Raw genomic sequence first — 24439 nt, 5'->3', positions numbered from 1 at the left:
CTATTTCACTGATGAATTCGCCGTCATTTTAAAGATGCCCTGTGCATTACTTGTATCGAAACCCAAATCAAGACGTGCGGGATTCGATTCGGGAATCATGTCACGGCTGATTAATTCATAGAAAGAGCCAGGTAGTTGACGAACGATGACCTGACCATCTGTATGAATCAATTGACGCTCAAGCAAATCTGCTTTGAATGCAGTTTGGCGAACGCGACCCGATGCCGATATCTCAACTTGCGCTTTAATTGGTCTACCTAATTTTTTTTGTTCTTCGCTAACGGCAATCACATCCGCAACGCGGTCGGTCGCATGATTAAATACATTGCCTTCCGTGGCAATCCAAGCCATTTCCGCCGACTCACTTAATAACAATTCGTAATCCACTTCAAATGGCACGCCATGTTGTCGGGCAAAACAAGCGAGTAGCACCGGCATTAACTCAAGCGCCTGCGCTAAAGGCAAATGCCCGTCGCGCTCAAGCTCATGCAATTGCGCTACCGCAGCGGGTGTCAAAGGATCACGAGATTGTCCAATCACCCGACTAACTGCTTGTTGGAATGGAATTGAAAAACGCTCTGGATGTAACTCACTGACAAAAAACTGCGAGATATTTTCGGGATCATCCAAATGTGCGTAAGAGCGCCCTGTCATCTTCAATTTCTCTAAGGGATAAACGCCGTTCAAGTAATAGCCAAGTGGTCGCAAAATACGCGTAATCGCCACTTCACCCGGAGGTAATTGTCCAGAATCCAACCAACGTACAGTGCGTAATGCACCATGATCCAACATAACTTTTTCGCCACGCGTGACGATTTCCTGCGTATATTGCCGACCGCTAGGAACGCGCTCCAATACACCTGAAAACAGCAACATATTCAATGCTTGCGCCAACTCGGCACGCGTCACCTTGCCACTCTCACCGCAAGAAAATAAATCGGGTATATGCATTAAATTCACCAAGTCTTGTGCCGCTGCCTGACCTAGCTGGTGTTCTAACAAGACCATCAAATTTTCATTCATCACAATTTCGCCTTTTGTAATTTACGCCATCAACAGATGCTACTCTAGACAATTTGGTACATGAGTACAAAGGAGTTAAAATCAAGACTTAGTGAATAAATGGAATACATACTATGCGTCGCAAAGTTCCTAGTCTAAATGCCTTACTGGTTTTTGAGGCCGCGGCTCGCTTGCAAAGTTTCACGCAAGCTGCCGATGAGCTGTCACTAACGCAAAGTGCGGTCTGCAAACAAATCGCCAATTTGGAGGATTGGTTAGGCCTTGCCTTGTTTGCACGCGTCAAAAAGCGGGTGCAACTTAGCGATGCAGGGCGCGACTATGCTGAAAAAATTCGCCGACACTTAGACAAAATAGAACGCGATACCTTAGAGCTGATGGCACATAAGGAAGGCGCTGGTGTGCTAGAACTAGCCGTCATCCCGACTTTTGCGACACAATGGTTAATCCCAAGATTGGCAGAATTTCAGCAATTGCGGCCTGATATCACTATCAACCTGAGCACAAAGACCAGTGCTTTCTTATTTCCAGATTCTTTATTTCATGCGGCCATACATTCTGGCAATGCTATCTGGCCAGGAACCAGCGGCGATTATTTAATGGCGGAAGATCATGCCATTCCCGTCTGCAGTCCACAATTACTACAAAAATATTTGAGCAGAAAAAAGCATGCAAGCATTAAAGACATTGCGCAAATGCCGCTGCTACATCTAAGTACGCGCTTAGAAGACTGGCGCCGTTGGTTTGATTTACACCAGCATACAAACGATGTTTGTGCGGTAAATGGTGCGCGTTACGAACTATTTACCATGCTCATCGAGGCCGCCATTGCAGGACTTGGCGTTGCTTTGATTCCGCGTTATATGGTCAAGAATCATCTTGATAGTGGTAAATTGCAAATACCTATCGATCTTAGCTTACCTGAGCAGACTGGCTATTACTTAGTTTACCCGGAAGAAAACACCAACTTACCGACATTACAGGCATTTAGAACTTGGTTATTGTCACAAACAGCACAAGTCGCCAAATAAATGAAATCTAGTAAATTGACGTAAGCAGGAAATAACTTGCTAAAATTAACTAGTAATTCAAATACTCACTTACCTAACCGATATTTATATGAAAAAAATTCTCGGCTTTTCACTCTTGGAAGCAATGGTTGCCGTCGCAATTATCGCAATTTTGGCGGCGATGGCGCTGCCATCTTATTTATTTAAAATTATTCGCGAACAGATTGAAACTTCCATACCTCTGATCGACATCGCCAAAACCCCAATCGCAATTGCTTGGAAGACCGAACAAATTTTTCCCGCTGATAACAATGCAGCAGGTCTACCACCACCAGAGAAAATCGTCAGCAACTACGTTACCAGCGTCACGGTTGAAAACGGGGCGATTCACATGAAATTTGGTAACCGCGCGCACAGTAAATTAGAAAACAAAATTTTGACCTTCCGCCCTGCCGTAGTCGACGATGCGCCGGTCGTACCTATCACGTGGGTCTGCGCAAATGCTGGCGCACCTGACAAAATGACGGTAAAAGGTACGGATAGAACCACAATTGATCCACAAAATTTACCGCTGATCTGTCGTGCACGTGATAAACCGAAACCGTAATCGACAAAGCGTCACTAAATTCCATGAGGTATAAAAACAAGGGGTGACAAATCTAAATTTGTCACCCCTTGCTTTATGCAGCGAAGCGATTTCACTATGAAGTGAAATCGCTTCTACAACAGCATGGAATTAAAACTTATGCTCAAAATTCACGCGCAGAGCCACGTTTGTCTTCGATGTATTTGTACGAACTAAAGAACCGCTCGCATCTGTGTAAGTGCTTGAAGAGAAGTTATCTTGATGCAGCGCGTTACCCAAAGCTACACGCACGTTCGACTTGTTATCAAACTTCCATAATGCATACACATCCAAAACTCGCTTAGGAATACCGTAGCTGCTTTGGTTGACAGAGATACGCACCGGTCCTGCATTTTGGAAGCTCAGATTACCACCCAAAGTCAAAGGCACATCGTCCAACTTGTAATCAACACCAAAGTTGGCACTAACAGGTGTTTGTGAATCTAAACGATTGTTTGGACCTGGCACTGAATTCACCGTTGAAGAATTGAAAGCAAGATTCGCACGGAAGTCGATTGCTGGCGCATCTTCCATCAAACTACGCAGTGGAAACTTCGCATCAAACTCGACACCGCGTGTAGTCGCCAAACCATCATTGGTTGGCATCGCCACCCAGCGACCGTCGTTCACGATGGACGTACGCGTAAAATCTTCAATCCGGCGCAAGAAGAAATTCACACTCAAAATACCGCCATCCGTTAAATAATGTTCAAAGCCAGCATCAAGACCCCAAGCCAATTCTGGCTTCAAATTTGGATTACCCATATTGTCTGGGCTAGTCGCACTATTATTTGTTGACAAGAAACGGCGAGGTACTAAACGACCTGTGTCTGGTGCTTTGTAAGTACGGGTAATACCCAAACGCACCTGATCATTTTTACTACCTGGGATCTTGTACAGCGTTTGCAAAATTGGGCTCAATACACTGGAACGATTTTTGATTTCCGCGTAAGTATTGCCTTTGCTGCTGGTATCAATACCTTCCCAACGCACACCAGCGTAGATGGATAAATTTTTGGTGTAGTTCCATTCGTCTTGCACGAACAAAGCCAAGCGATTAACGTTTGCTGAATATTCTTCATCCGCATTAAAGGCGGTAATTGGACCAGTTCCTGTGATCACATCTCTGCGAGTATTGCTGTCACTACGTTTGCTGTAACCACCATCCCAACCTGCTGCCAATGCATGATCTTCAACGAATGGCGCGGTGTATTTACCACCGTAGGTGAAACCATTATCGGTATTTTCTGAACTATAGGTACGAATCAAGGTTTGAGAAACACCTTTTGCGTTGGAATTATTATCGCCTTCACGCTGATTATAATTCGCACCAAAACGTATATCGAGTTTGGCACTATCCGCTAATTTTTTCACATACGATAAATTCGTACGGATGGACGTGCTGTCTGAACGATTATTGGAGTTCTCATCCAAAAACAAAGGCTTTTCACCAATCAAAGTCGCTGTAGATTGTTGATTGCGATTGGTGAAACGGTTCGCATTGACGAAACTTTGCGAGGTCAACATATCACCGTTTTCTAACATCCAATTGATACGTGGTGAAATACCGATGGATTGAAATTTACCTTCGCTTTCGGTATTGGATTTACGCGATAAAGTCACCAGACCTTTGTTATCGGTGAATACCTCTGTACTGGAATCTGGACGGCCGAATTCACCATGATTCAAGTTACCAGAAATTGAATAAGACATTTTTCCGATCTTGTCGGACAGCTGCAAACTAGCATTCACACCTGGCTTACCATTTTCTTCGCTGAAACCGAATTTCAACTCACGTTGGGCGGTAACGATCGCTTTTTTCAAGACGATATTAATTGCACCAGCAATAGATTGTGTACTTAATTCTGCCGTCGCCGCACGAATCACTTCGATACGTTCGATATTGTCAGGAGCGAGCGAATCCAAAGAGAAACCTGGCGGACTAGGTTCACCGTTGAGCATGATTTGCGTGTAGCCAGCACCAAGACCACGCATACGAATCGCACCGCCACGTCCTTGCACACCACCGATGGTTACGCCAGGCAGACGTTTCAACACGTCACCGATATTTGTATCGCCGTAACGCACGATATCTTCTTGCGTCACAACGATCTTACTTGCCGTGTCTTGACGACGCTCGTCATAGCCTTTTGCACCGCTAATCTGCACTTTTTGTACAGCGCCGGCTGGTGCCGCTACTGGCGCTGTGGTTTGACCTGCTGGCGCATTGGCTGGCGTACTTGCAGGCTTTGCAGGTACCGCTTGCTTTTGTTTCGTTTTATCAGCTTCTTCTTGCGTTTGTTGTGCATAAGCGGTTGAACCGTACGCCAACAACACAGACAAAGGAATTAAAGCCAAACGAAATTGCGATGGAACAGAGAACATATAAACACCAAGAGTTAATGAAAGATGGGGCTTCGACTTGAGGGCTGTTGAGAAAGTTCATCACAATACCCAAAAGGAAACACTTTGATACAAAAGCTGAGCAGATAGAAACATATGAAAACCTAATGAAACATAGGTCTGCAATTATCGATGCATGCACAGCTTGCAGGATGACTAGCGACAAAACGCAAGTACATCCATCGAAAGCCGCGCATTATACCTTGATGCACGGGCAATTCGATCTTGGGGAAATATGGAGGGAAATGTTGAGAACTTTACAAATATATCAATTCATACGCTGTAAAGCGTCAAGCAAAGGGATGCAAGCATCGGCAACACGATCAATACTTTGCTCACGTAAAGCATTTAAATCAACGACCGCCTCACTTTGCAAGCCAGCCCAAGCCAACAAGGCCTGGCAAGCTTCTGGATGATCAAACAAGCCATGCAGATAAGTTCCAAGGATTTGATCGTCTGGCGAGCGTGTGCCCTCTTCTTGTGGTGTGCCGCTCTCATCGATCATAAATGCCGGCAAGGTTTCACTACTGGCATAGGTCACGCCCATATGGATTTCATAACCAGCCACTTTGGCACTTTGATCGTGACCGAACAAGCAATGTCCGTGCACTTGCTGCAAGCGTTTTTCTTTGGTGAGCTCCGTTGTGATGTCGAGCAAGCCTAAAGCCATAGAATCTCCGGCTTTGCCTTCGACACCATGCGGGTCACTGACGATTTGACCCAACATTTGATAGCCACCGCAAATACCAATCACTTTACCGCCATATCGCAAATGCTTTTCTAGCACTTGTTGCCAACCACGTTGCTTTAAAAACTCCAGATCGTCGCGAGTATTTTTACTGCCGGGAAGAATAATTAAATCTGCAGATGGAATAGGATGATCAGGCCCAATGAACTGCAAATCGACATCGGGATGCGCACGCAATGCGTCAAAATCTGTGTGATTCGCGATACGTGGAATCGCTGGCACGATGATTCGAAACTTACCGGTATTATTTTGTTTCATTTGAATCGCATCTTCTGCGTCCAACATCAAACCATGCAAGTACGGCAATACCGCTAGAACGGGTTTACCGGTCTTTTGCTCCAACCAATCCAGACCAGGTTCGAGCAGCGTAATATCGCCGCGAAAGCGATTGATGACAAAGCCGATGATACGGTTTCTTTCTGATTCAGAAAGGCATTCAAGCGTGCCAATAAAATGCGCGAACACGCCGCCACGATCAATATCCGCAACCAAGATCACTGGACAATCAACTGCCTCGGCAAACCCCATATTCGCAATGTCGCGTGCCCGCAAATTGACTTCGGCTGGGCTTCCTGCGCCTTCGACAATAATGCAGTCATATTGCTGCAGCAAGCGCGCATACGACTCCAACACCGCAGACATTGCGACAGTTTTATACTGATCATAGTCGCGCGCATCCATATCCGCACGCACTTTGCCATGCACAACAATTTGTGCCCCCATATCCGACGAGGGTTTAATCAAAATCGGGTTCATATCCGTATGTGCTGGCAATCCCGCAGCCTGTGCCTGCAAAGCTTGTGCCCTGCCTATCTCACCACCATCTTCTGTCACCGCGCTATTCAATGCCATATTTTGCGGTTTCATCGGCACCACATTGACCGCTTGACGATGCAATAAACGACACAACGCAGCAACCACCGTCGTTTTACCTGCATCGGAAGTCGTACCTTGCACCATCAGAGTTTTTATCTTCATGATTTGATTATGAACTTATTGAAGTTGGTTTTTTAGATCAGCTATGTGTAAAAAGTAGATCTTACTGGCATTATTTTTGACAAACACGCGCTAATTATCTGAATGCAAAAACAAACGCGCGGTGGCTAGATAATTCGATGGAAAATACGCATGAAAATACGTTGCTTGCAATTGCCCAATCCGATAAATTGCCTCGCCTTGATCTTGCGTCTTCTGCTTAAGCGTATGTGAGAAAGCAGTGAGCGGACAATCAAAAGTCGAATAATGGAATGTATGCCCACGTAACTCGCCATGTTCAGTGATCCAGCTTTGCATACCCAAGGCAGCCAAGCGTTTTTGCATCTTAATTTGTCCTTGAATTAGGCCGGCCATTTTCCATTCTTTGCCGTTTAAATCCAGTAATGACTCAGCCAAACTGATCATACCGCCACATTCAGCATAAATGACTTTTCCCGCTTGTTGAAATGCGTGCAACGATGTCAGCCAAGTGTGTGCCTGACTTAAAGTTTCTGCATGTAATTCTGGATAACCACCAGGCAAATATAATGCATCCGCTTGTGCTGGTATCGCTTGATCAGCTAGAGGAGAAAAATAATCGAGCTGGGCACCCATCTGCTCCAATGCGAGCAAATTGGCCGGATAAATGAAGGCAAACGAAGCATCGCGCGCAATTGCGATACGCTTACCCGCTAATAGCTGAGGCACGTCAACCGCCAGCGATTCATCATCGGTAAAACGCATTGTAGGTATCACTTGCCAAGCATTGACATCCAAGCTGAGGCTATCTGCCATACGATTTAAGATCTCATCGACACCACCAACTTCGTCTGGCAAGACCAGCCCAAGATGACGCTCTGGCAGTGCCTGTTCTTGCCGGCGCAAACTTGCCAAAACAGGGATGTCACGCAAGGCGTTCTGTATCATCGCTAAATGTCCATCAGACGCGATACGATTGGCGACAACACCCGCCAACTGCACTGGACCAAAATCGCGCAAGCCCATTGCCACAGCACCGACAGTTTGCGCCATCGCAGATGCATCAATCACTGCCAATACCGGAACACCAAATGCATTGGCCAAATCAGCGGAAGATGGTGTGCCATCATACAAACCCATCACACCTTCAATCAATACCAAGTCTGCCTGTTGTGCAGCTTCCATCAATAAAGCACGACAAGCAGGCAAGCCTAACAACCACAAATCCAATGAAAAAACCGCGCTACCGCAAGCCTGTCGGAGCATCATGGGGTCGATAAAATCAGCGCCCGTTTTGAATACGCGCACGTGTTTTCCGTGCTGCGTAAAATGACGTGCAATTGCTGCGGTCACGGTCGTTTTTCCCTGACCAGACGCAATCGCTGAGATCATGAGTACGGGTGCCAAAGTTTTAGCCTTAGGTGGATTCATATAATTTTCTTCAAGAATTTGAGCGCTGAAAAATGCAGCAAAGTCGCTTCAAGTTAAGGTTTAGCAATGCCCCCCAACACTAAGCCTTCGCACTAGGCAAAAACAATACTTGATCGCCATGAACAAAGCGCTCAATCGGGTGCGCCAGGCAAAGACTGAGGTTTTCCACCGTCATGATTTGCGCTTTATCACCACATAAATAGGAGCCATCTGGCATCATCAATAAGGCGTGCGAAGCAACGCCATAAGAAAGGTTCAGATCGTGACTAACCATCACTACCGCCTTATTTTTTGTCTGACACTCGCGTGCCAAAATTTGCATCACACTGACTTGATGACTTAAGTCGAGTGCATTCGCTGGCTCGTCCAACAACAGTAGACCTGCGTCCTGCGCCAATAAGGCGGCAATCGCCACGCGTTGACGCTCACCACCAGACAAACTACGTACATCACGTTGTGCAAACTCTTCTACATCGAGCAAGCGTAAAGCTTGTAAGGCAATTTCGTGATCTTGGGCAGATTCCCAATAGTGAGTATCATGATAAGGATGGCGCGCACTCAATACTGTTTCAATCACACGATAAGCAAATGCATCCACTCGCGACTGTGATAAATAAGCCCGCTCTCTGGCCAATTCTTCCAAGCGCCATTCAGGTAAATCTTTGCCGTGCAATTGAATTGAACCTGATTCAATTTCACGCAAACGCGCCAAGGTGCGCAGTAAGGTGCTCTTACCTGCACCATTGCGTCCAATGACGCACCAACATTCACCGGACTGGACTTGCCAATTCAAATCAGCCAATAAGGTTTTAGAACCAACCGACAGGCTTAGCTTATGTGTCGTCAATAAATTCTCAGCCGGCATCATCTTCTCCGTAGTTGATGTAGCTGTATCAAAAACACAGGAACACCGATGATTGCCGTAATCACACCAACCGGTAATTGCTGAGGTGCGACAACGGTGCGCGCTAAAGCATCTGCGCAGACTAAAAAGCTACCACCAGCCAAACTCGCAACAGGAATCAATAAGCGATGATCAGGGCCAAGCGCAAAGCGACAAGCATGTGGAATAATCAAGCCAACGAAACCAATACTGCCTGCCGCACTAACTGCACTGGCAGTTAGCAGCGCGGCACAAACAAAGAGTATTTTTCTCAGACGTCCGATATTAATTCCCAACGTGCTGGCGTTATCAGCGTGCATCGCTGCGATGTTAATCGCCCGAGCATTTTTCATCATCAAAGCAGCGATCAGCAACAAGATGATCCATGATAAGTAACGTGGTTGCGTGTTAGATAAATCACCTATCATCCAAAACACCATTCCACGCAAACTACTATCAGGCGCAATCGACAACAATAAAGTCACAACTGCGCCACAACCAGCGGCGACGATCACCCCCGTTAGCAACAACAGAGGTGCACTTCCTTCCGAACTACCAGATCCGCGCAAGTCTCGATACGCCAACAGAAACAAGAGTGCCGCAACCGAAATAGCGCCACCAAAAGCAGCAACATCGACCATCACGCCAGCACCAAAAAATAAGATGGTCGCCAAAGCACCGACCGAAGCACCGCCTGATAGACCTAGCACATACGGATCTGCCAAAGGATTACGCAACAAGGCTTGCATCAAGACGCCCGACAAAGCCAGCGTCGCGCCAGTCACGAAACCCGACAAAGCACGCGATAAACGTAAATCCAACACGCTGGTCGCAAGATTTGACGATTGTCCCTTTAGCAAATCAAAAAGCGCTTGCCACAATTCGCTGAATGTTAAGGAAACCGAGCCGATCAGGCAGGCAAACACAATACTCGCCAAGGCGAGCACACACATACCCAGTATTAAACTGTTTGCGCGTTTTTGTGTTTGTATTCTCACCAGTGGTTTCCTTTTATCAAGATGTGGGACATCAAAACGTCGATGTCACAACTTATTTAAAGCCGTAACTCAAGCCCAAATAGAAATTCGATTCTGGCGTGCGATAGTGACGTGCCAATTCATATTCTTTATCTGCGACATTATTCCATCGTGCTAGTAACAACCAAGAAGGGCTGACTTTATACGTGGCGATTAAATTCAAAATACCGTAACCCGCTAAACGATTTCGATTCGCAACATCATCAAAACGTTCACCAGAAAAAACACTTTCTGCACCCAGTGTCAAATCCCCCATACGATAGTCAACACCTAAACTACCGTGTTGTTTGGCACGACGCGCTAAACGTTTTCCAGTCGTGTCGTCAGTCGGATCTTGAATATCCATGGTGCCACGCACATTCCACTGTCCCAATCGAGCAGATGCCCCTAGGGTGAAGCCAGACAATGTTGCCTTGTTCACGTTGTAAGCACAACCATAACGATGGGTCGCGACTTCCACTGGGCACGGATTGGTACTAACTAATAAATCGGTGATTCTGTTTTGGTAGTAAACCGCACTCAATTGCCAGACATTATCGTCATAGAACAAACCTGCTTCAGCATTTTTACCTAACTCAGGACGATTCGATGCGACACCAAAGCCTGGGTAATACAATTCATTAAATGTTGGTGCACGGAAGCTGGTGCCATAGCTGGCATTCACACGCAAAACCTCAGTCAATTTATAGCCATACGCAATGCTGCCAGTTGTGTGTTTGCCGTATTGAGAACTATCGTCTACTCGACCACTCAAACTCGCCAGATGTGCATCTTGTTTCATCGTGTAGGCCAGAGCATAGGATTTAGTATCACGCTTGCCGCTGATACCTGCAGTATTAGTGCGGACATCTTCTTCTCTGTCTTCGAATACAAACTGCAAAACATCTTTACCGAATGTCACATCATTCTGCCAAGTCCAACCACGTTGTTTTGTATCGGCATTACCCTTACCATAAGAAGCATCGGTGTACACACGATCGGTGTTGCGCGACAGCTGCAAACTGGAATTCCAATTCGGCGCAAACTTTGCTTTCGCGAATGTCGCGACATTATCAAATTTTTGTTGGCCACGATCTTGATAACTTGGCCCTGCATCAAAATCCACATCCAAAGTGCTTTGTACAAAGTTCACCCCTAGCGTTAATTCGGGCATCAATTTCCACGCCAAATTACCGTTGAAGCTTTTTTGTGTATAGCCATCTTTATCAGCGTTATAGGTAAATGCGCCAGACCCTGGTTTAGATGCAGAGAAACCATCGCTGCTTTCTTTTGCCGTATTTAAACTATATTGAAAATCATTTGCTGAAGAACCGAAAATACCCGCTTCAAATTTACGCAAATGATTGCTGCCAATACCAAAATTCAAACTAGTCCGAGACTGTGGGCCAGATTTTTTCGTGAACAATTGAATCACACCGCCCATCGCATCAGCGCCGTACAAACTGGACAAAGGACCATACACAATTTCTATACGTTCAATTTGCGATAAAGGAATGCTGCTCCAGGTCGCACCACCGGTCGTGGATGAACCAATACGAACGCCATCGACAAACACCACGCTTTGTGAGTTCGCAGCACCACGAATGAAGACAGATGCAACAGAGCCGGAGCCACCAGTGCGAGAAATTTCGATGCCACGTTGTTGCTGCAATAAATCAACGATGCTAGTCGCACCGGATAAATGAATTTGTTCCGCAGTAATGACCACGTTGTCAGCTAACACATCTTTCGCAACTTGCGGTTGGCGCGCTGCGGTAATCAGCACTTGTGATTGTGCGTCTTGAGCATGAACAAGAGGAGAAGAAGAAAAGCAGGCTGCCACAGCCAATGCCAGACAAAGAGGTTTGCAATATTGAGTCATAATAAATTACTTGATAGCTAAATGCCGATCACTACCCGTGATGACAAATAGCAGGTCATAAGCCACCGAGATCCCCGTTGGGTGCTCAAATACAAAGTATGATGTGAATAAGATTAAGCAAAACCAAATCAATTTGGGCTTGCAGATTTCAGCTGAAATTATGAATTCAAAGAAATAGTTTTTACTAAAAAACTAAGGCAAGAAAAATCATCGCCGAACATCCCCGTTCGCAATACTTCACTTATCTTGGCCGGTATCCGGGCTGACAAACATCACCATCACACCTTCCCATGCACAAGCACAGTGGCGATGAAGGATGGCTGGTTTGATCCTGACGAGACTAAAAAGCGCGAAAAAATCAAACGTTTGTACACCGTTGCGGGGGCAGCACACGTATGCAAATTGCATTGTGTTTCCCGTTTAACTGCTGACATGACTATGTCGGCGGGCACCAAAACAGCGGCATTTTAGCCTTTAAACGATCGCAGGACAAGGACACAAATTAATTCCTTAACCCGCGTCAACTCTATGCTATAGAGGAAATAGTCGGCATAGAAACATTAAAGGAAGTCGCAGAAAATCCAACATCCACAAACAATTGCTGTTGCAACACCCAACTATTCCTCAAATTATTTTTCAATTTATTTCTAGTTAAGTTGCACTCTGGTTACTCAAGTCTGACTTTTCCAGCGATAGATTTAGTCATTGATTTATCCATTGATTTTTCAACAGGAAATTCAACCCTTAGCAACTTGCACCGCCGACCATGTTACTTCGCCTTATACAGGGTGTGAATGTAGCCAATTAATGCTGCTACAGCGGCGATTGTTCCGTACATCACTATCGTGTTGATATTCGCCACACCATTAAATCCAAACAAATCCAATTCAGCAACACTATTCGCCTGAGTAGAAATGTACAAAGTGAACAGGTACAAAGACATAAATGTTTTTGAGGTATTCGATATCTTCCCAAAACTGGTCGCCAATGCACTCACACTCATGATCCCTACCGCCAAGGCAAGCGCAAACAAGGGAGAAGCAAAACTCAAACGAAAAATGATGACACCGCTAAACAAAAATCCCAACATCATCGTCGCCAATAACTGTCTGTAATAACGGCGCACCGCACCACCTTTGACAGCGGCCGTCATACCTTCTATCGCTGCTTGAAAATCACGGGTGCTAACATCACTAATTAACACGCCCCAAAACGCCACTACAAAAACCGTTAGTCCAGGCAATACATTGAGCTTGAGTAGCGATGCAAACACCGTGAACACCACCAAGACAATGATCGCAAATGGTGCATTAACGAAAGTTAAAGCGATATCCGCCACCACCTGTCCAAAAAAATTCGCCAACTTCGCCGACCAAATCAATAATGGCTGCACTTGTTTCGCCAGTGGCCTGGTCCAGCCATTTAAAATTTCCAAAGGTGAACGACGTTTTCTGGCATGCGACTGCTTTACTTTATCAGGAGAAAAGCGATGGAATAAAACAATGGCTGGCAATAACAAACTCAAAGCCAAACCCGTCGCACCAAAACGTAACATAGCCATGGGAATCGTCCACATATTGCTAGGCAATGTAATTGGCGTCAGCAAGGGATCAAAGGTACTTGCACCGATAGAAAAGTTATTCGTGAGCAAATGGGTTTTCAAGATCACTATCGTACTTACTAAGCCACTGAAGTCGAACATGAGCCATAAGGATAAAGAGCCAGAACTCATCTCTTCAATTTTTGAAACGATGGCCACTTGAAAAACCCAGGCAATAAAATAAAGAAAGTCGCCCGTTTTCCCCATTAATAAGGGAACACTATCAAATAAAATCGCAGCACTTACCGCAAACACAGACATCGGTCCAAGCACTAACAAATAGGTTTGCAAATACACCCAAAGCTGAATTGGCCCGTCACCGCGTAGCGCATGCAAAACCATAATCGAACACATCGCTACCAAGGCTAGGGCAAGCATGTACGCGACACCACCTAGCCAGCGGCTAAATAAAAATAAACTATTACTCACTGGTGTCGCCGCGATCACGCAACCAATGCCGCTGCGAATGTCTTCGACGATCCGACCGCGTACCAGAAAAAAACCGATCAAGGCCATGATGAAGCTTAGCAAGCTCGCACTTCCCATTGCCAATGCAGAGCTGGTGTAAAGTACGCGCGATTGATTGATCGCCATTAAACTAGATCCAGTTTTTGGATCTACGATCATTGCCCAACTGATTGCCACCATCGCCATAACCGCTAGCAAAGTGCTCAAGCGTCGCATACGCAATCTGACTTCGTTCATTGCCAACACCTGCAACAAATGCAGTGTTTGCCCAAAAACCTGAGATTTTCCAGCGCTGGAACCAGCATGTAAGCCTGAGTTTAAGACGGAAGTTGTGGCGTCAGTTGTAGCGCCATTAATGCGCGCATTGGTTTTCATTGAGAGTGGGGAATCTCGCATCACGCTACCTCTTGTAAAGAATACCGCTGTGCCATTAAGGCATCTTCTAAATTTGGTAACACCATCACCGCATCTGCATGCGGCTGCACCGGATGCGCAATGCGCAATAACATCATGTCTGCTTGACGTTGCGCATGTAAGATTTGAAAGCGCTGACGTAACAATTCAGCTTCGGCGATTGGTAACTGCACCGACCAGACTTGACCATGAGCATTCGTGATCATGTTTTCAGGTGTATCAAAACCAATTAATTTGCCGTTACGCATAATCGCCAATTCACTTGCCACACTCTCGACATCGGAAACGATGTGGGTAGACATCAGAACCAATTTTTCATTGCCTAACTCGCTTAACAAATTTCGGAAACGTAAGCGCTCTTCTGGATCTAAACCCGCAGTTGGCTCATCAACCACCAGAATATCGGGGTCATTGAGCAAGGCTTGCGCAATACCGAGACGACGTCGCATCCCGCCGGAGAATGCCGATGCAGAACGCTGTGCATGTTCAGTCAAGTTGACCAACTCGAGCAAATATCGAATACGCTCAGGGTCACGTACACCTTTGAGTGCAGCAAAATACTGCATAAATTCAAGCGCACTTAAATTCGGATAAACGCCAAAATCTTGCGGTAAAAAACCGAGTCTGGTACGAATCGCATCGGGGAACTTCAAGATGTCTACACCCTGAAAAATGATCTGCCCACTACTCGGTTTCGTCAAGGTTGCAATCATCTGCATTAGCGTTGTTTTACCCGCGCCATTGTGCCCGATCAAGCCAACGACACCACGTTGCAATTGCAGGCTGACGTCATCCACTGCGGTGACATTTTTACCAAATTGTTTAACGACATTGCGTATTTCAAGCATCACACATCCTCCTGTAAATTATGCGTAGATCGCTTTCGAAAGACAAAGCAAATCAAGCTGATGAATACACAGTAAAGCAATCCCAACAAGGAGGTAGCGGCTTTCAGACAGACTGCACAAAACAAGGAATAGGCCGCCCATTCACTGTATTTAAACTAAGATCAGTCACTGTCATGTAGTCGATTTCGTCGTGCATGTCGAAGATTCTGCAAGTCTGTCCACAACAGTGCATGAAGGATCGCTAAGCGCGCCAAAATAGAACAAGCGCTGCCTATTTTTTCCAAAATGACATCGAAGCATATGAAAACCGAGCATTTTTCAAATCGACATCGTGCCTTTACAACATTCCATAGAGGAAATAAGGCAAAATCAAGACAGAAACCCTCGAATATGTTTGAATCAAAAGAAATCCTCTGCCGATCCGACGAATGTCACTACCTCCACTCAGATTTTTAGAACATGAATCCTTTGGCCGCCGTCTGCTGGGACGTCTGTTGCCATTGATTGTATTTATCGGGACTGGAATCGCCACCGAACTCATTTTATTTGAGGAACACAGTAGGCAGGAAAGCCTAGATCGGCAAAAAATCATTAGCCACGCTGGCGAAGTGCGTGCGATTCTCGAATCAGAATTGAATGCAACGATACATCTTGCTTCTGGTTTGGTCGCATTTATTCAAGTAAAGAAAGGTGATTACAAACTCGCTGAAATTGAGCCATGGCTAATTAGCCTGCAAAAACAAGAATCCAGCATTCGCAACATCACTCTGGCTCCCGACAACCGGATTCAAACCATCGCCCCACGTTTGGGAAATGAGTCGGCATTAGGTATGTATTTTCCTGAGAACAAAGATCAATGGCCAGCGGTTGAACGTGTCATCAGCAGTCAACGCCCTGCACTTGCCGGGCCGTTAAAACTGATGCAAGGTGGTATTGGTTTAGCCTATCGTGTACCGGTTTTTTTAGAAAATGGAAAATATTGGGGCCTGGTCAGCACCGTACTGGACGCTGAATTAATTTTTGCGAAAGCGAAACGACGGGGCGAAGAATTGCAATTGCAATTTGCGATTATTGATCTTGATCTTGCTCCAAATGCCAAACCGCTCTATGGAAAGATTGATGCACAGCATAGTATCGTTAGCCGCCTAAAAGTGAACGCCCCCGGTCGTCGAATTGAAATTCAGGCGATGACAGCACCCACTGATCAAAATCATTTATTTACTCACATACAAAGATTGGCGGGTTGGTCGGTAGCACTCATATTGAGTATTCTGATCGCAAAAACTTTCCAATTTTATCGGCATCAATCTCGCTCCTATTTTGCGCTCAACGAAAGCCAGCAACGCTTTATGCGGGCTTTTAATACCGCACCGCAAGGTATGGCCTTAGTCAATGAAGATGGTGAATGGATCAGCGCCAATCCTATGCTGTGCCAAATCTTGGGATACAAAGAAACCGAGTTAAGAAAGATTTCATTAGCAGAAATCGCGCCGAACTTAGCAATTCAAAATTTGCGACAAGAATGGCAAGCACAGAATAAAAATAGTTTGCAATACGAACTAAATTTGAAACATCGTAACGGACAAGATGTCACCTGCTTGCTCAGTCTTGCATTCATCAATTATGAAAAGCTAGAAAAAGCCTATTGGATTTTTCAAATCATCGATATCAGTCGACGTGTTGCCGCGGAAAAGCAAATCAATGCAAATGCCGAATATACCCAGGCGATACTCAGTAATGTCGCGGAAGGAATCATTTGCACCACGATCAACGGTGTCGTGCTAAGTATTAATCCAGCGGCAGTCAGTATCTTAAAGTTCCCTGACGAAGGTTTTCTCAGTGTCGATTTTTTCCAGCTATTGTGTGGAGAAGACAATCCAGACTTACTGGCTGAAGTCGAGCACTTCATTCAATCATCAGCGACACAACAAGTGGCGCAGTCGGTCGCAGACTCCGCTTACTTTAAGCGTGAAAATATCATTAAAGATTATTTGGGTAATGATATTCACATCGAATTTAGTATTTCTTTCACCCAGCAAAAAAACCAGACCGACGTCATCTTTGTGTTGCGCGATATTAGCGAACGCAAATATCTAGAGCTGATGCAAAGTGAATTTGTCTCTATCGTTAGTCATGAACTGAGAACACCACTCACCTCGATTATTGGCTCTTTAAAACTGATAGAAGGTGGCATTTTCGGTCATTTACCAGAATCTCTGGCTCGCATGATTCACATCGCATTACAGAATGGACAGCAACTTGCACTAATCATCAATGACATTTTAGACATGGATAAATTAGTTGCGGGAAAAATGGAATTTAAGCTGCAAGAATTGGAGGCTAGCTCCCTGATAACGACAAGCATAGAAAATAATCAAAGCTTCGCCCGACAATATCAAATCCGCTTTGAATTTGATCAGCCAGAGCAAGAACTGACGGTAAAAGCAGATCCACAGCGCGTACACCAAGTCATGTCAAATCTATTATCGAATGCCGCAAAATTTTCCAAGTCGGGAAACAAGGTTGAGATTAGCATCACTAAACTGGCTAACAGCGTCAAATTTACGGTGAAAGATTATGGCGAAGGGATTCCACAGCAATATCAAGATCGCTTATTTAAGAAATTTTCTCAAGTTGATAGCAGCAGCACACGACGCAAAGGTGGCACGGGCTTAGGATTATCGATTTGCAAGGAAATGGTGGAACGCATGCAAGGCGAGATAGGATTCAATTCCATTGAAGGACAGGGTTCCAGTTTTTACTTTACCTTACCACTGGCAAATTCTGGCAACAAATCCCTTGAGTCTTGAAGAAAGAACGAGCCAACTCAGCACCACTGGGTGAACATCGTTCATCGATGCTCACCCGCCCATTTTTATAGACCTGTATGCGCAGCAATCAAGGCCTTGATTTTGCTGACGTCAGCATCCATCACTTCAAAGCGTTGTGGCAAGCTTTCGATATTTTCAAAACCCGCTGGTCGCTCCGCATCACGTCCCAAGGCTTCACGTATAGTTTCGTTAAACTTTGCTGGCAATGCAGTCTCCAGCACGATCATGGTCACACCAGCTTGCATGTATTCACGTGCCACTTTAATACCGTCGGCGGTGTGCGTATCGACAGTCACACCATAATCTTGCTCAACTTGGCGTATGGTTTGCAGACGATCAGCATGTATAGATTTACCCGAGACGAATCCAAACTGAGCAACTTTCTTAAACTCATCACCATCACTACCCGCTTGGCCTGACAAATCAAAGCCACCTTCGGTGTCAACCTTCTTGAACAAGGCCGCCAGACGTGCGGTATCGCCGTCGAGCAAGTCATAAATAAAACGTTCAAAGTTTGAAGCTTTAGAAATATCCATTGATGGACTAGTCGTGTGATAAGTCTCGGCAGACTTACGCACGCGATAAATACCCGTACGGAAGAATTCGTCCAACACATCATTTTCATTCGTTGCGACGACTAACTGTGCAATCGGCAAACCCATCATACGCGCAATGTGACCAGCACAAATATTTCCAAAATTACCAGAAGGAACCGTGAACGAAACTTGTTGATCATTATTAGTGGTCGCCGACAAGTAGCCGCGGAAGTAATAAACGACTTGGGCAACAACACGTGCCCAATTGATCGAATTGACGGTGCCAATTTTTTGACGACGCTTAAATTCCAGATCATTCGACACTGCTTTTACCATGTCCTGACAATCATCAAACACCCCATTCACCGCGATATTGATAATGTTCGGATCTTGCAGACTAAACATTTGCGCAGTTTGAAATGCGCTCATTTTCTTATGTGGCGATAGCATGAAAACCCGTATGCCTTTTTTCCCGCGCATGGCATATTCTGCCGCACTACCGGTGTCTCCTGAGGTTGCACCAAAAATATTCAGTTCAGAATGATTCTTTGCCAATGCATACTCGAACAAATTACCGAGTAACTGCATCGCCATATCTTTAAATGCTAAGGTTGGACCATTTGACAATGCCTGCAAGATGAGCTTAAAGCCATCTTTTTCTTGTAAGGTTCTGAGCGGCGTAATTGCTAATGCAGATTCGTCTTGACGCGCATTCTTATATACCTCAGCGGTGTAAGTTTTAGTCGTAATCGCTTTCAAATCTGATTCTGGGATATCGCTTGCAAACTTACGCAACACCTCGAAGGCCAAATCAGCATAGCTTAAATTGCGCCATGCATTTAATTCATCAGGGCTTACCTGCGGATATGACTTCGGCAAATACAGGCCACCATCTGGTGCTAAACCGCCAAGTAAGATTTCAGAAAATGAAACAGTAGAATCAGAAGATGCTGCGTAACCGCGAGTGGACAGGTATTGCATGATTGAGATTAAAGATAAAAGTAAGCAAAGAAGGGATTCAGCTTAATTATATCTTGCATTGCAGCAGGAAATTCAGCACGAAGCGAATTTCCATCAAAGAAGCGGCAAATTTTCCATGGAATCGGCCAAGACCGATCAAAAACAAACTAGGAATGAAAGAAATTCACCTAAATAAAGAGTCATCACGCAAAAATTCTTACAAAGAAAAGCAGCACCAAACTATCTATGCGTCACCACCATCAATGCTTTGGCTTCCGTCTTACCCACATTACGAATCGCATGAGTACGATCCGCATCATACCGAGCAGTGCCACCCACCTTGAGTTTTTTCTTTGCCCCATCGACTTCGACCTCGATACTGCCAGCAATCAAGGTTAAGTGTTCCGATGTACCCGGATCATGCGGATTAGACACCAAGGCACCGCCGGGCGCGAGAATTAACTCATACCATTCGAAACGTCCGGCCAGTTCCATCGGACCTAATATTTTTAATACATAGCCAGAATGTTCGCCCGGCAAGGTCGGTGTCTCATGCGGTTCTAACATGCGAATCAAATCAATTTTCGGTGCTTCGGATGTCAACAACTCAGCCATACCGATGCCAAGCGCATTTGCAAGACGCCAAGCGACCGCAATCGTTGGATTGGCTTTTTCTCTTTCAATTTGAGACAACATTGACTTCGACACTCCCGCAGTGCGGGATAAGTCTTCCAAAGTTAGCCCTCTTTCTAGCCGTAAACGCTGTAAGGTAACCCCAACCTCAGGTGGCGCCGCGGGCGTTGTCACTGGTGCAATCACTTTTTTCATAGTTTCGCTTGCAAAATTAAATAAGCATAGATAATATTCGTTATATTGAATTTTAGTTCGATATATCGAATTTTAGAAAAAATAGTATATTTTCAAAATTTCCAAGAAAATATAATCGAAAACAATGTTCTTAATCTTTTCCATCATACCAGAAGCCCCTTTCCTGTCAGGAGATAAAAATGAGCACCAACCTGAATACAAGCGTGAGCGCCAAAAAGAATTCTTTTTTCACTGGATTAGCCAGCAATCTGGATAGTTTGCGTGAACAAGGTCTGTATAAGCCTGAGCGTGTGATCTCATCTCGTCAGGGTTCCTTAGTGCAATGCGATGATGGTCGTCAGTTAATTAATCTGTGTGCCAATAACTATCTGGGCTTATCTGGCGATGAAGCAACCGTACAAGCTTCGATCAAAGCAACTGAGCAATATGGCTACGGTCTATCCTCTGTGCGCTTCATCTGCGGTACGCAAACGGTACACAAACAATTAGAACGCGCGATTGCAGATTTCCTCGGCATGGAAGACACGATTTTGTATGCCGCAGCTTTCGATGCGAATGGTGGTGTATTCGAGCCATTGTTTGACGAAAACGATGCAATTATTTCCGATGCATTGAACCATGCGTCGATCATTGACGGCATTCGTCTGTGTAAAGCAGCACGCTTCCGCTACGCTCATAACGACATGGCCGATCTGGAAAAGCAATTACAAGCAGCCGCCGACAAACGCCATCGCGTCATCGTCACCGACGGTGCTTTCTCTATGGATGGCACGATTGCTCAACTCGACAAGATCTGCGATCTGGCTGATAAATATGATGCCTTAGTAATGATCGACGAATGCCATGCATCTGGCTTCCTCGGCAAAACGGGTCGTGGCACACATGAGCATCACAATGTGATGGGTCGTATCGATATCATTACCGGTACTTTAGGTAAAGCTTTAGGCGGCGCGATGGGTGGATTTACCGCAGCGCGCAAAGAAGTCATCGACACCCTGCGTCAAAAATCACGTCCTTATTTGTTTTCGAATACGCTCGCCCCATCCATTGCTGGCGCGTCTTTAGCGGTATTGGAACGTTTATCCAAGTCCACCGAATTGCGTGATCGCCTGCATGAAAACACCGCCTTCTTCCGTAAAGAAATCGAAGCCTTAGGCTTCACCATCAAACCAGGTACACACCCTGTGGTTCCAGTGATGCTGTTTGATGCACCAGTCGCCCAAAAATTTGCAGCACGTATGTATGAACTTGGCGTGTTAGTGACGGGATTCTTCTACCCAGTCGTACCTATGGGTCAGGCGCGAGTGCGCGTGCAGTTATCAGCAGCGCACAGCAAAGAGCAATTAGAAACAGCCCTCGCTGCATTTGCGCAGGCGGGTCGTGAATTGGGTTTAATTAAGTAATATCAAAAATAAATAAAACCCCTCAACGCCGAGGCGCAGAGACGCGGAGGAAAACCTTAAAAGAGAGGTTTTCTCTGTTTCCGACCATCTCTGCGCCTCAGCGTCTCGGCGTTGAGGGGTTTTGAATTGAAGTCACTCTTAAGAAAAATTAGGAAAAAACATGGAACGTATTTTAGTCATCGGTGCTAACGGTCAAATCGGTAGCGAATTGGTTGACGCATTAGCGGCGCAGCACGGCGCAGAGAATGTGATCGCCGCAGACATCAGCCCTAGCAGCTTGTACGGTGCAAAAATCTATGAAGTCGTGGATGTATTGAATACAGAGCGTCTGGCAGAAATTCATGACAAGTATGAGATCACACAAGTCTATCAACTCGCGGCACTATTATCGGCAACAGGTGAAAAAGCACCCTTAAAAGCCTGGACTTTGAACATGGATGGCTTGCTGAACATTTTGGAATTGGCACGTATCCGCGGTGAAGCTGGCAAGCCATTGAAAGTCTTCTGGCCATCTTCCATCGCGGCATTTGGCCCGAATACCGAAGCCGTCAACACGCCGCAATACACAGTGATGGATCCGAACACGATTTACGGCATTAGCAAACTGGCGGGCGAACGTCTGTGTGAATACTACTTCCAGAAATACAATGTGGATGTACGCAGCATACGCTACCCGGGCATCATCAGTTACAAGTCGCCTCCAGGTGGCGGCACCACTGATTATGCGATTGCGATTTTCCATTCTGCGCTAAAAGGTGAAGCTTATTCTTGCTTCCTCGAAGCGCAACAATCTTTGCCGATGATTTACATGCCAGACGCCATTCGTGCAACGATTAGCTTGATGGACGCACCGGCAGAAAAGGTCAAAATTCGTTCTTCATATAACGTCAGTGGTATGAGCTTTAACCCACAAGAACTCACAAGTGAAATTACTAAAAACTTACCAAACTTTCAGGTACACTACGCCCCGGATAGCCGTCAGGCAATCGCTGCAAGTTGGCCACAAAGTTTGAATGACGAGGCTGCTTACAACGATTGGGGTTGGAAGGCAGAAGTTGATCTCCCTGCATTGGTAACAGACATGCTGAAAAATGTGAAAGTTACCAGCTAATCAGAATGAAAATATTCTGATTCAGAGATCGTTTCATCAGTAAAACATTTTCTATTGTGGTCTCGAAATAAGGAATATTGGCATGGACATGCGTGTGTTTGATCTGTTTAAAATTGGCGTCGGCCCTTCTAGTTCTCATACAGTTGGACCGATGATTGCGGCACGTCGTTTTTTGCTGGAATGTCCGAATTTAGATCAGGCACACAAAGTACAAGTGGCCTTATACGGCTCACTCGCACTCACTGGTCTGGGTCACGCCACTGACAAAGCAGTTTTGCTAGGTTTGATGGGCGAAACGCCACAAGACGTCGTTCCTGATACCGTCGATGACAAACTGGCAGAACTGGCGCAATCGGGTGTCATGCATTTGCTGGGCAAAGTCAAAGTAGATTTTGATATTTTGGATGATGTGCTCTGGCATAAAAAAGAAGTCTTACCAGGCCATCCCAACGGCCTGCGCTTTACTTTGACACGTACCGACGGTAGCCAACATAGTCAAACCTTCTATTCCACTGGTGGCGGCTTTATCTACACCGAAGAAGAATTAAATACCAATGCGAGTACGGTTGCGGTACCTGCGGTCAGCGTACCCTATCCTTTCGGCACCATGGCAGAATTATTAGCGCATGGCAAAAGCACTGGACTCTCTTTAGCAGCACTCTTGCGCGCCAATGAACTCAGTCATTGCACTGAAGCAGAGCTAGACGCGGGCTTAGATAAAATCTGGGCTGTAATGAATTCCTGCATAGAACGTGGCTTGAAAATCACTGGTGAATTGCCAGGCGGCTTACATGTGCAACGCCGTGCAGCCAAGCTCTGGCTGACTGCTAATGAAACCCATAACAGCCTGCCACATGATGGTATGCATAAAGTGAGTTTGTACGCGATGGCGGTCAATGAAGAAAATGCGGCAGGCGGCCGTGTCGTCACTGCACCAACCAATGGCGCTGCCGGCATTATTCCCGCTATCATCAAATACTATTCACAAGATTGTCATCCTAGCGATCCAGTTAAAGGCATCCGTGAATTTATGTTGGTGGCTGCGGCAATCGGTATGCTGTGCAAGAAAAATGCATCTATCTCCGGTGCGGAAATTGGCTGCCAAGGTGAAGTTGGCGTGGCTTGCGCCATGGCTGCGGCTGGCTTAACCGCCGCATTAGGTGGCAGTAATGAGCAAATCGAATCAGCTGCCGAAATTGGCATCGAACATCATCTCGGCATGACTTGTGACCCTATCGGTGGATTAGTACAAATTCCATGTATTGAGCGTAATGGCATGGGTGCGGTCAAAGCAATTACAGCAGCTTCATTGGCATTGAAGAGTGATGGCACCCACCACGTTAGTTTGGATCAAGTCATCGAAACCATGCGCGTGACCGGCTTCGATATGCAAGCAAAATACAAAGAAACCTCTTTGGGCGGCCTGGCGATCCATGTGGTCACCGTCAATCACGCTGCTTGCTAATCT

The 24439-nt window shown here is 45.7% G+C and carries 17 protein-coding genes and 1 riboswitch; of the genes, 6 read left to right on the top strand and 11 right to left on the bottom strand.

What is annotated here, in order from left to right; all coding sequences use genetic code 11:
- Positions 1-1023 (bottom strand): DUF1338 domain-containing protein, encoded by a 1023-nt coding sequence (locus H8K33_RS00840; RefSeq protein WP_186889093.1) that lies wholly within the window; start codon positions 1021-1023, stop codon positions 1-3.
- A gap of 113 nt (positions 1024-1136) precedes the next feature.
- On the opposite strand from H8K33_RS00840, the gene H8K33_RS00835 reads away from it, so the two are divergent.
- The gene (locus tag H8K33_RS00835) at positions 1137-2051 is read left to right on the top strand and encodes a LysR substrate-binding domain-containing protein (RefSeq protein ID WP_186889092.1); all 915 of its coding nucleotides are present in this window, start codon (positions 1137-1139) and stop codon (positions 2049-2051) included.
- 88 nt (positions 2052-2139) lie between these two features.
- Positions 2140-2637 (top strand): pilin, encoded by a 498-nt coding sequence (locus H8K33_RS19785; RefSeq protein ID WP_186889091.1) that lies wholly within the window; start codon positions 2140-2142, stop codon positions 2635-2637.
- 129 nt (positions 2638-2766) lie between these two features.
- On the opposite strand, the gene H8K33_RS00825 is transcribed toward H8K33_RS19785, so the two are convergent.
- The 8 genes from H8K33_RS00825 to H8K33_RS00790 all read right to left on the bottom strand — a co-directional run bounded on the left by H8K33_RS00825 (position 2767) and on the right by H8K33_RS00790 (position 15302).
- Positions 2767-5040, bottom strand: coding sequence for a TonB-dependent receptor plug domain-containing protein (locus tag H8K33_RS00825; RefSeq protein ID WP_186889090.1), 2274 nt, complete (start codon positions 5038-5040; stop codon positions 2767-2769).
- Positions 5041-5326: 286 nt separating this feature from the next.
- The gene (locus tag H8K33_RS00820; RefSeq protein WP_246443208.1) at positions 5327-6784 is read right to left on the bottom strand and encodes a cobyric acid synthase; all 1458 of its coding nucleotides are present in this window, start codon (positions 6782-6784) and stop codon (positions 5327-5329) included.
- Between the two features lie 90 nt (positions 6785-6874).
- Entirely contained in the window at positions 6875-8191 is a 1317-nt protein-coding gene (locus H8K33_RS00815) for a cobyrinate a,c-diamide synthase (protein ID WP_246443206.1), read from the bottom strand.
- Between the two features lie 79 nt (positions 8192-8270).
- A complete protein-coding gene (locus tag H8K33_RS00810; protein WP_246443204.1) occupies positions 8271-9059 on the bottom strand; it encodes an ABC transporter ATP-binding protein in 789 nt (262 codons plus the stop codon).
- Entirely contained in the window at positions 9056-10027 is a 972-nt protein-coding gene (locus H8K33_RS00805; protein WP_186889725.1) for a FecCD family ABC transporter permease, read from the bottom strand. The genes H8K33_RS00810 and H8K33_RS00805 overlap by 4 nt, the downstream gene beginning before the upstream one ends.
- A gap of 97 nt (positions 10028-10124) precedes the next feature.
- Positions 10125-11972, bottom strand: a complete 1848-nt coding sequence (locus H8K33_RS00800) for a TonB-dependent receptor domain-containing protein (RefSeq protein ID WP_186889088.1) — start codon at positions 11970-11972, stop codon at positions 10125-10127.
- 231 nt (positions 11973-12203) lie between these two features.
- Positions 12204-12443, bottom strand: a riboswitch (cobalamin riboswitch).
- A gap of 298 nt (positions 12444-12741) precedes the next feature.
- A complete protein-coding gene (locus H8K33_RS00795; RefSeq protein WP_186889087.1) occupies positions 12742-14436 on the bottom strand; it encodes a hypothetical protein in 1695 nt (564 codons plus the stop codon).
- Positions 14436-15302: an ABC transporter ATP-binding protein gene (locus H8K33_RS00790; protein ID WP_186889086.1), complete on the bottom strand. Its 867-nt coding sequence runs from the start codon at positions 15300-15302 to the stop codon at positions 14436-14438. The genes H8K33_RS00795 and H8K33_RS00790 overlap by 1 nt, the downstream gene beginning before the upstream one ends.
- Positions 15303-15730: 428 nt before the next feature.
- Here H8K33_RS00790 and H8K33_RS00785 point away from each other — a divergent pair, with 428 nt between their 5' ends.
- Positions 15731-18112, top strand: coding sequence for an ATP-binding protein (locus tag H8K33_RS00785; protein ID WP_186889085.1), 2382 nt, complete (start codon positions 15731-15733; stop codon positions 18110-18112).
- 65 nt (positions 18113-18177) lie between these two features.
- Here H8K33_RS00785 and thrC read toward each other — a convergent pair whose 3' ends face one another.
- Both thrC and H8K33_RS00775 read right to left on the bottom strand, forming a co-directional pair.
- Positions 18178-19650, bottom strand: coding sequence for a threonine synthase (gene thrC, locus H8K33_RS00780; RefSeq protein WP_186889084.1), 1473 nt, complete (start codon positions 19648-19650; stop codon positions 18178-18180).
- Between the two features lie 219 nt (positions 19651-19869).
- Complete coding sequence (locus H8K33_RS00775; protein WP_186889083.1) at positions 19870-20457, bottom strand: helix-turn-helix domain-containing protein; 588 nt, start codon at positions 20455-20457, stop codon at positions 19870-19872.
- A gap of 179 nt (positions 20458-20636) precedes the next feature.
- On the opposite strand from H8K33_RS00775, the gene kbl reads away from it, so the two are divergent.
- From kbl to H8K33_RS00760, 3 genes are all read left to right on the top strand, one after another.
- On the top strand, positions 20637-21860 hold the full coding sequence (kbl, locus tag H8K33_RS00770) for a glycine C-acetyltransferase (protein ID WP_186889082.1): 1224 nt from the start codon (positions 20637-20639) through the stop codon (positions 21858-21860).
- A 160-nt stretch (positions 21861-22020) separates the two neighbouring features.
- Positions 22021-22971, top strand: coding sequence for an NAD-dependent epimerase/dehydratase family protein (locus tag H8K33_RS00765; RefSeq protein ID WP_186889081.1), 951 nt, complete (start codon positions 22021-22023; stop codon positions 22969-22971).
- Between the two features lie 82 nt (positions 22972-23053).
- Positions 23054-24436, top strand: a complete 1383-nt coding sequence (locus H8K33_RS00760; RefSeq protein WP_186889080.1) for an L-serine ammonia-lyase — start codon at positions 23054-23056, stop codon at positions 24434-24436.
- Positions 24437-24439 lie beyond the last annotated feature (3 nt).

Origin of the sequence: Affinundibacterium amnicola (assembly GCF_014284275.1) — a bacterium.
Taxonomy (GTDB): Bacteria; Pseudomonadota; Gammaproteobacteria; order Burkholderiales; family Burkholderiaceae_D; genus Undibacterium; species Undibacterium amnicola.
The sequence above is the reverse complement of the archived record's forward strand: the minus strand, read 5'-3'. Positions and strand labels throughout refer to the sequence as shown.

Coding starts and splice junctions, on each gene's coding strand:
- H8K33_RS00840 (WP_186889093.1), bottom strand. CDS start 1,023: ATGAATGAAAATTTGATGGTCTTGTTAGAACACCAGCTAGGTCAGGCA.
- H8K33_RS00835 (WP_186889092.1), top strand. CDS start 1,137: ATGCGTCGCAAAGTTCCTAGTCTAAATGCCTTACTGGTTTTTGAGGCC.
- H8K33_RS19785 (WP_186889091.1), top strand. CDS start 2,140: ATGAAAAAAATTCTCGGCTTTTCACTCTTGGAAGCAATGGTTGCCGTC.
- H8K33_RS00825 (WP_186889090.1), bottom strand. CDS start 5,040: ATGTTCTCTGTTCCATCGCAATTTCGTTTGGCTTTAATTCCTTTGTCT.
- H8K33_RS00820 (WP_246443208.1), bottom strand. CDS start 6,784: ATGAAGATAAAAACTCTGATGGTGCAAGGTACGACTTCCGATGCAGGT.
- H8K33_RS00815 (WP_246443206.1), bottom strand. CDS start 8,191: ATGAATCCACCTAAGGCTAAAACTTTGGCACCCGTACTCATGATCTCA.
- H8K33_RS00810 (WP_246443204.1), bottom strand. CDS start 9,059: ATGATGCCGGCTGAGAATTTATTGACGACACATAAGCTAAGCCTGTCG.
- H8K33_RS00805 (WP_186889725.1), bottom strand. CDS start 10,027: ATGTGTGTGCTCGCCTTGGCGAGTATTGTGTTTGCCTGCCTGATCGGC.
- H8K33_RS00800 (WP_186889088.1), bottom strand. CDS start 11,972: ATGACTCAATATTGCAAACCTCTTTGTCTGGCATTGGCTGTGGCAGCC.
- H8K33_RS00795 (WP_186889087.1), bottom strand. CDS start 14,436: ATGCGAGATTCCCCACTCTCAATGAAAACCAATGCGCGCATTAATGGC.
- H8K33_RS00790 (WP_186889086.1), bottom strand. CDS start 15,302: ATGCTTGAAATACGCAATGTCGTTAAACAATTTGGTAAAAATGTCACC.
- H8K33_RS00785 (WP_186889085.1), top strand. CDS start 15,731: ATGTCACTACCTCCACTCAGATTTTTAGAACATGAATCCTTTGGCCGC.
- thrC (WP_186889084.1), bottom strand. CDS start 19,650: ATGCAATACCTGTCCACTCGCGGTTACGCAGCATCTTCTGATTCTACT.
- H8K33_RS00775 (WP_186889083.1), bottom strand. CDS start 20,457: ATGAAAAAAGTGATTGCACCAGTGACAACGCCCGCGGCGCCACCTGAG.
- kbl (WP_186889082.1), top strand. CDS start 20,637: ATGAGCACCAACCTGAATACAAGCGTGAGCGCCAAAAAGAATTCTTTT.
- H8K33_RS00765 (WP_186889081.1), top strand. CDS start 22,021: ATGGAACGTATTTTAGTCATCGGTGCTAACGGTCAAATCGGTAGCGAA.
- H8K33_RS00760 (WP_186889080.1), top strand. CDS start 23,054: ATGGACATGCGTGTGTTTGATCTGTTTAAAATTGGCGTCGGCCCTTCT.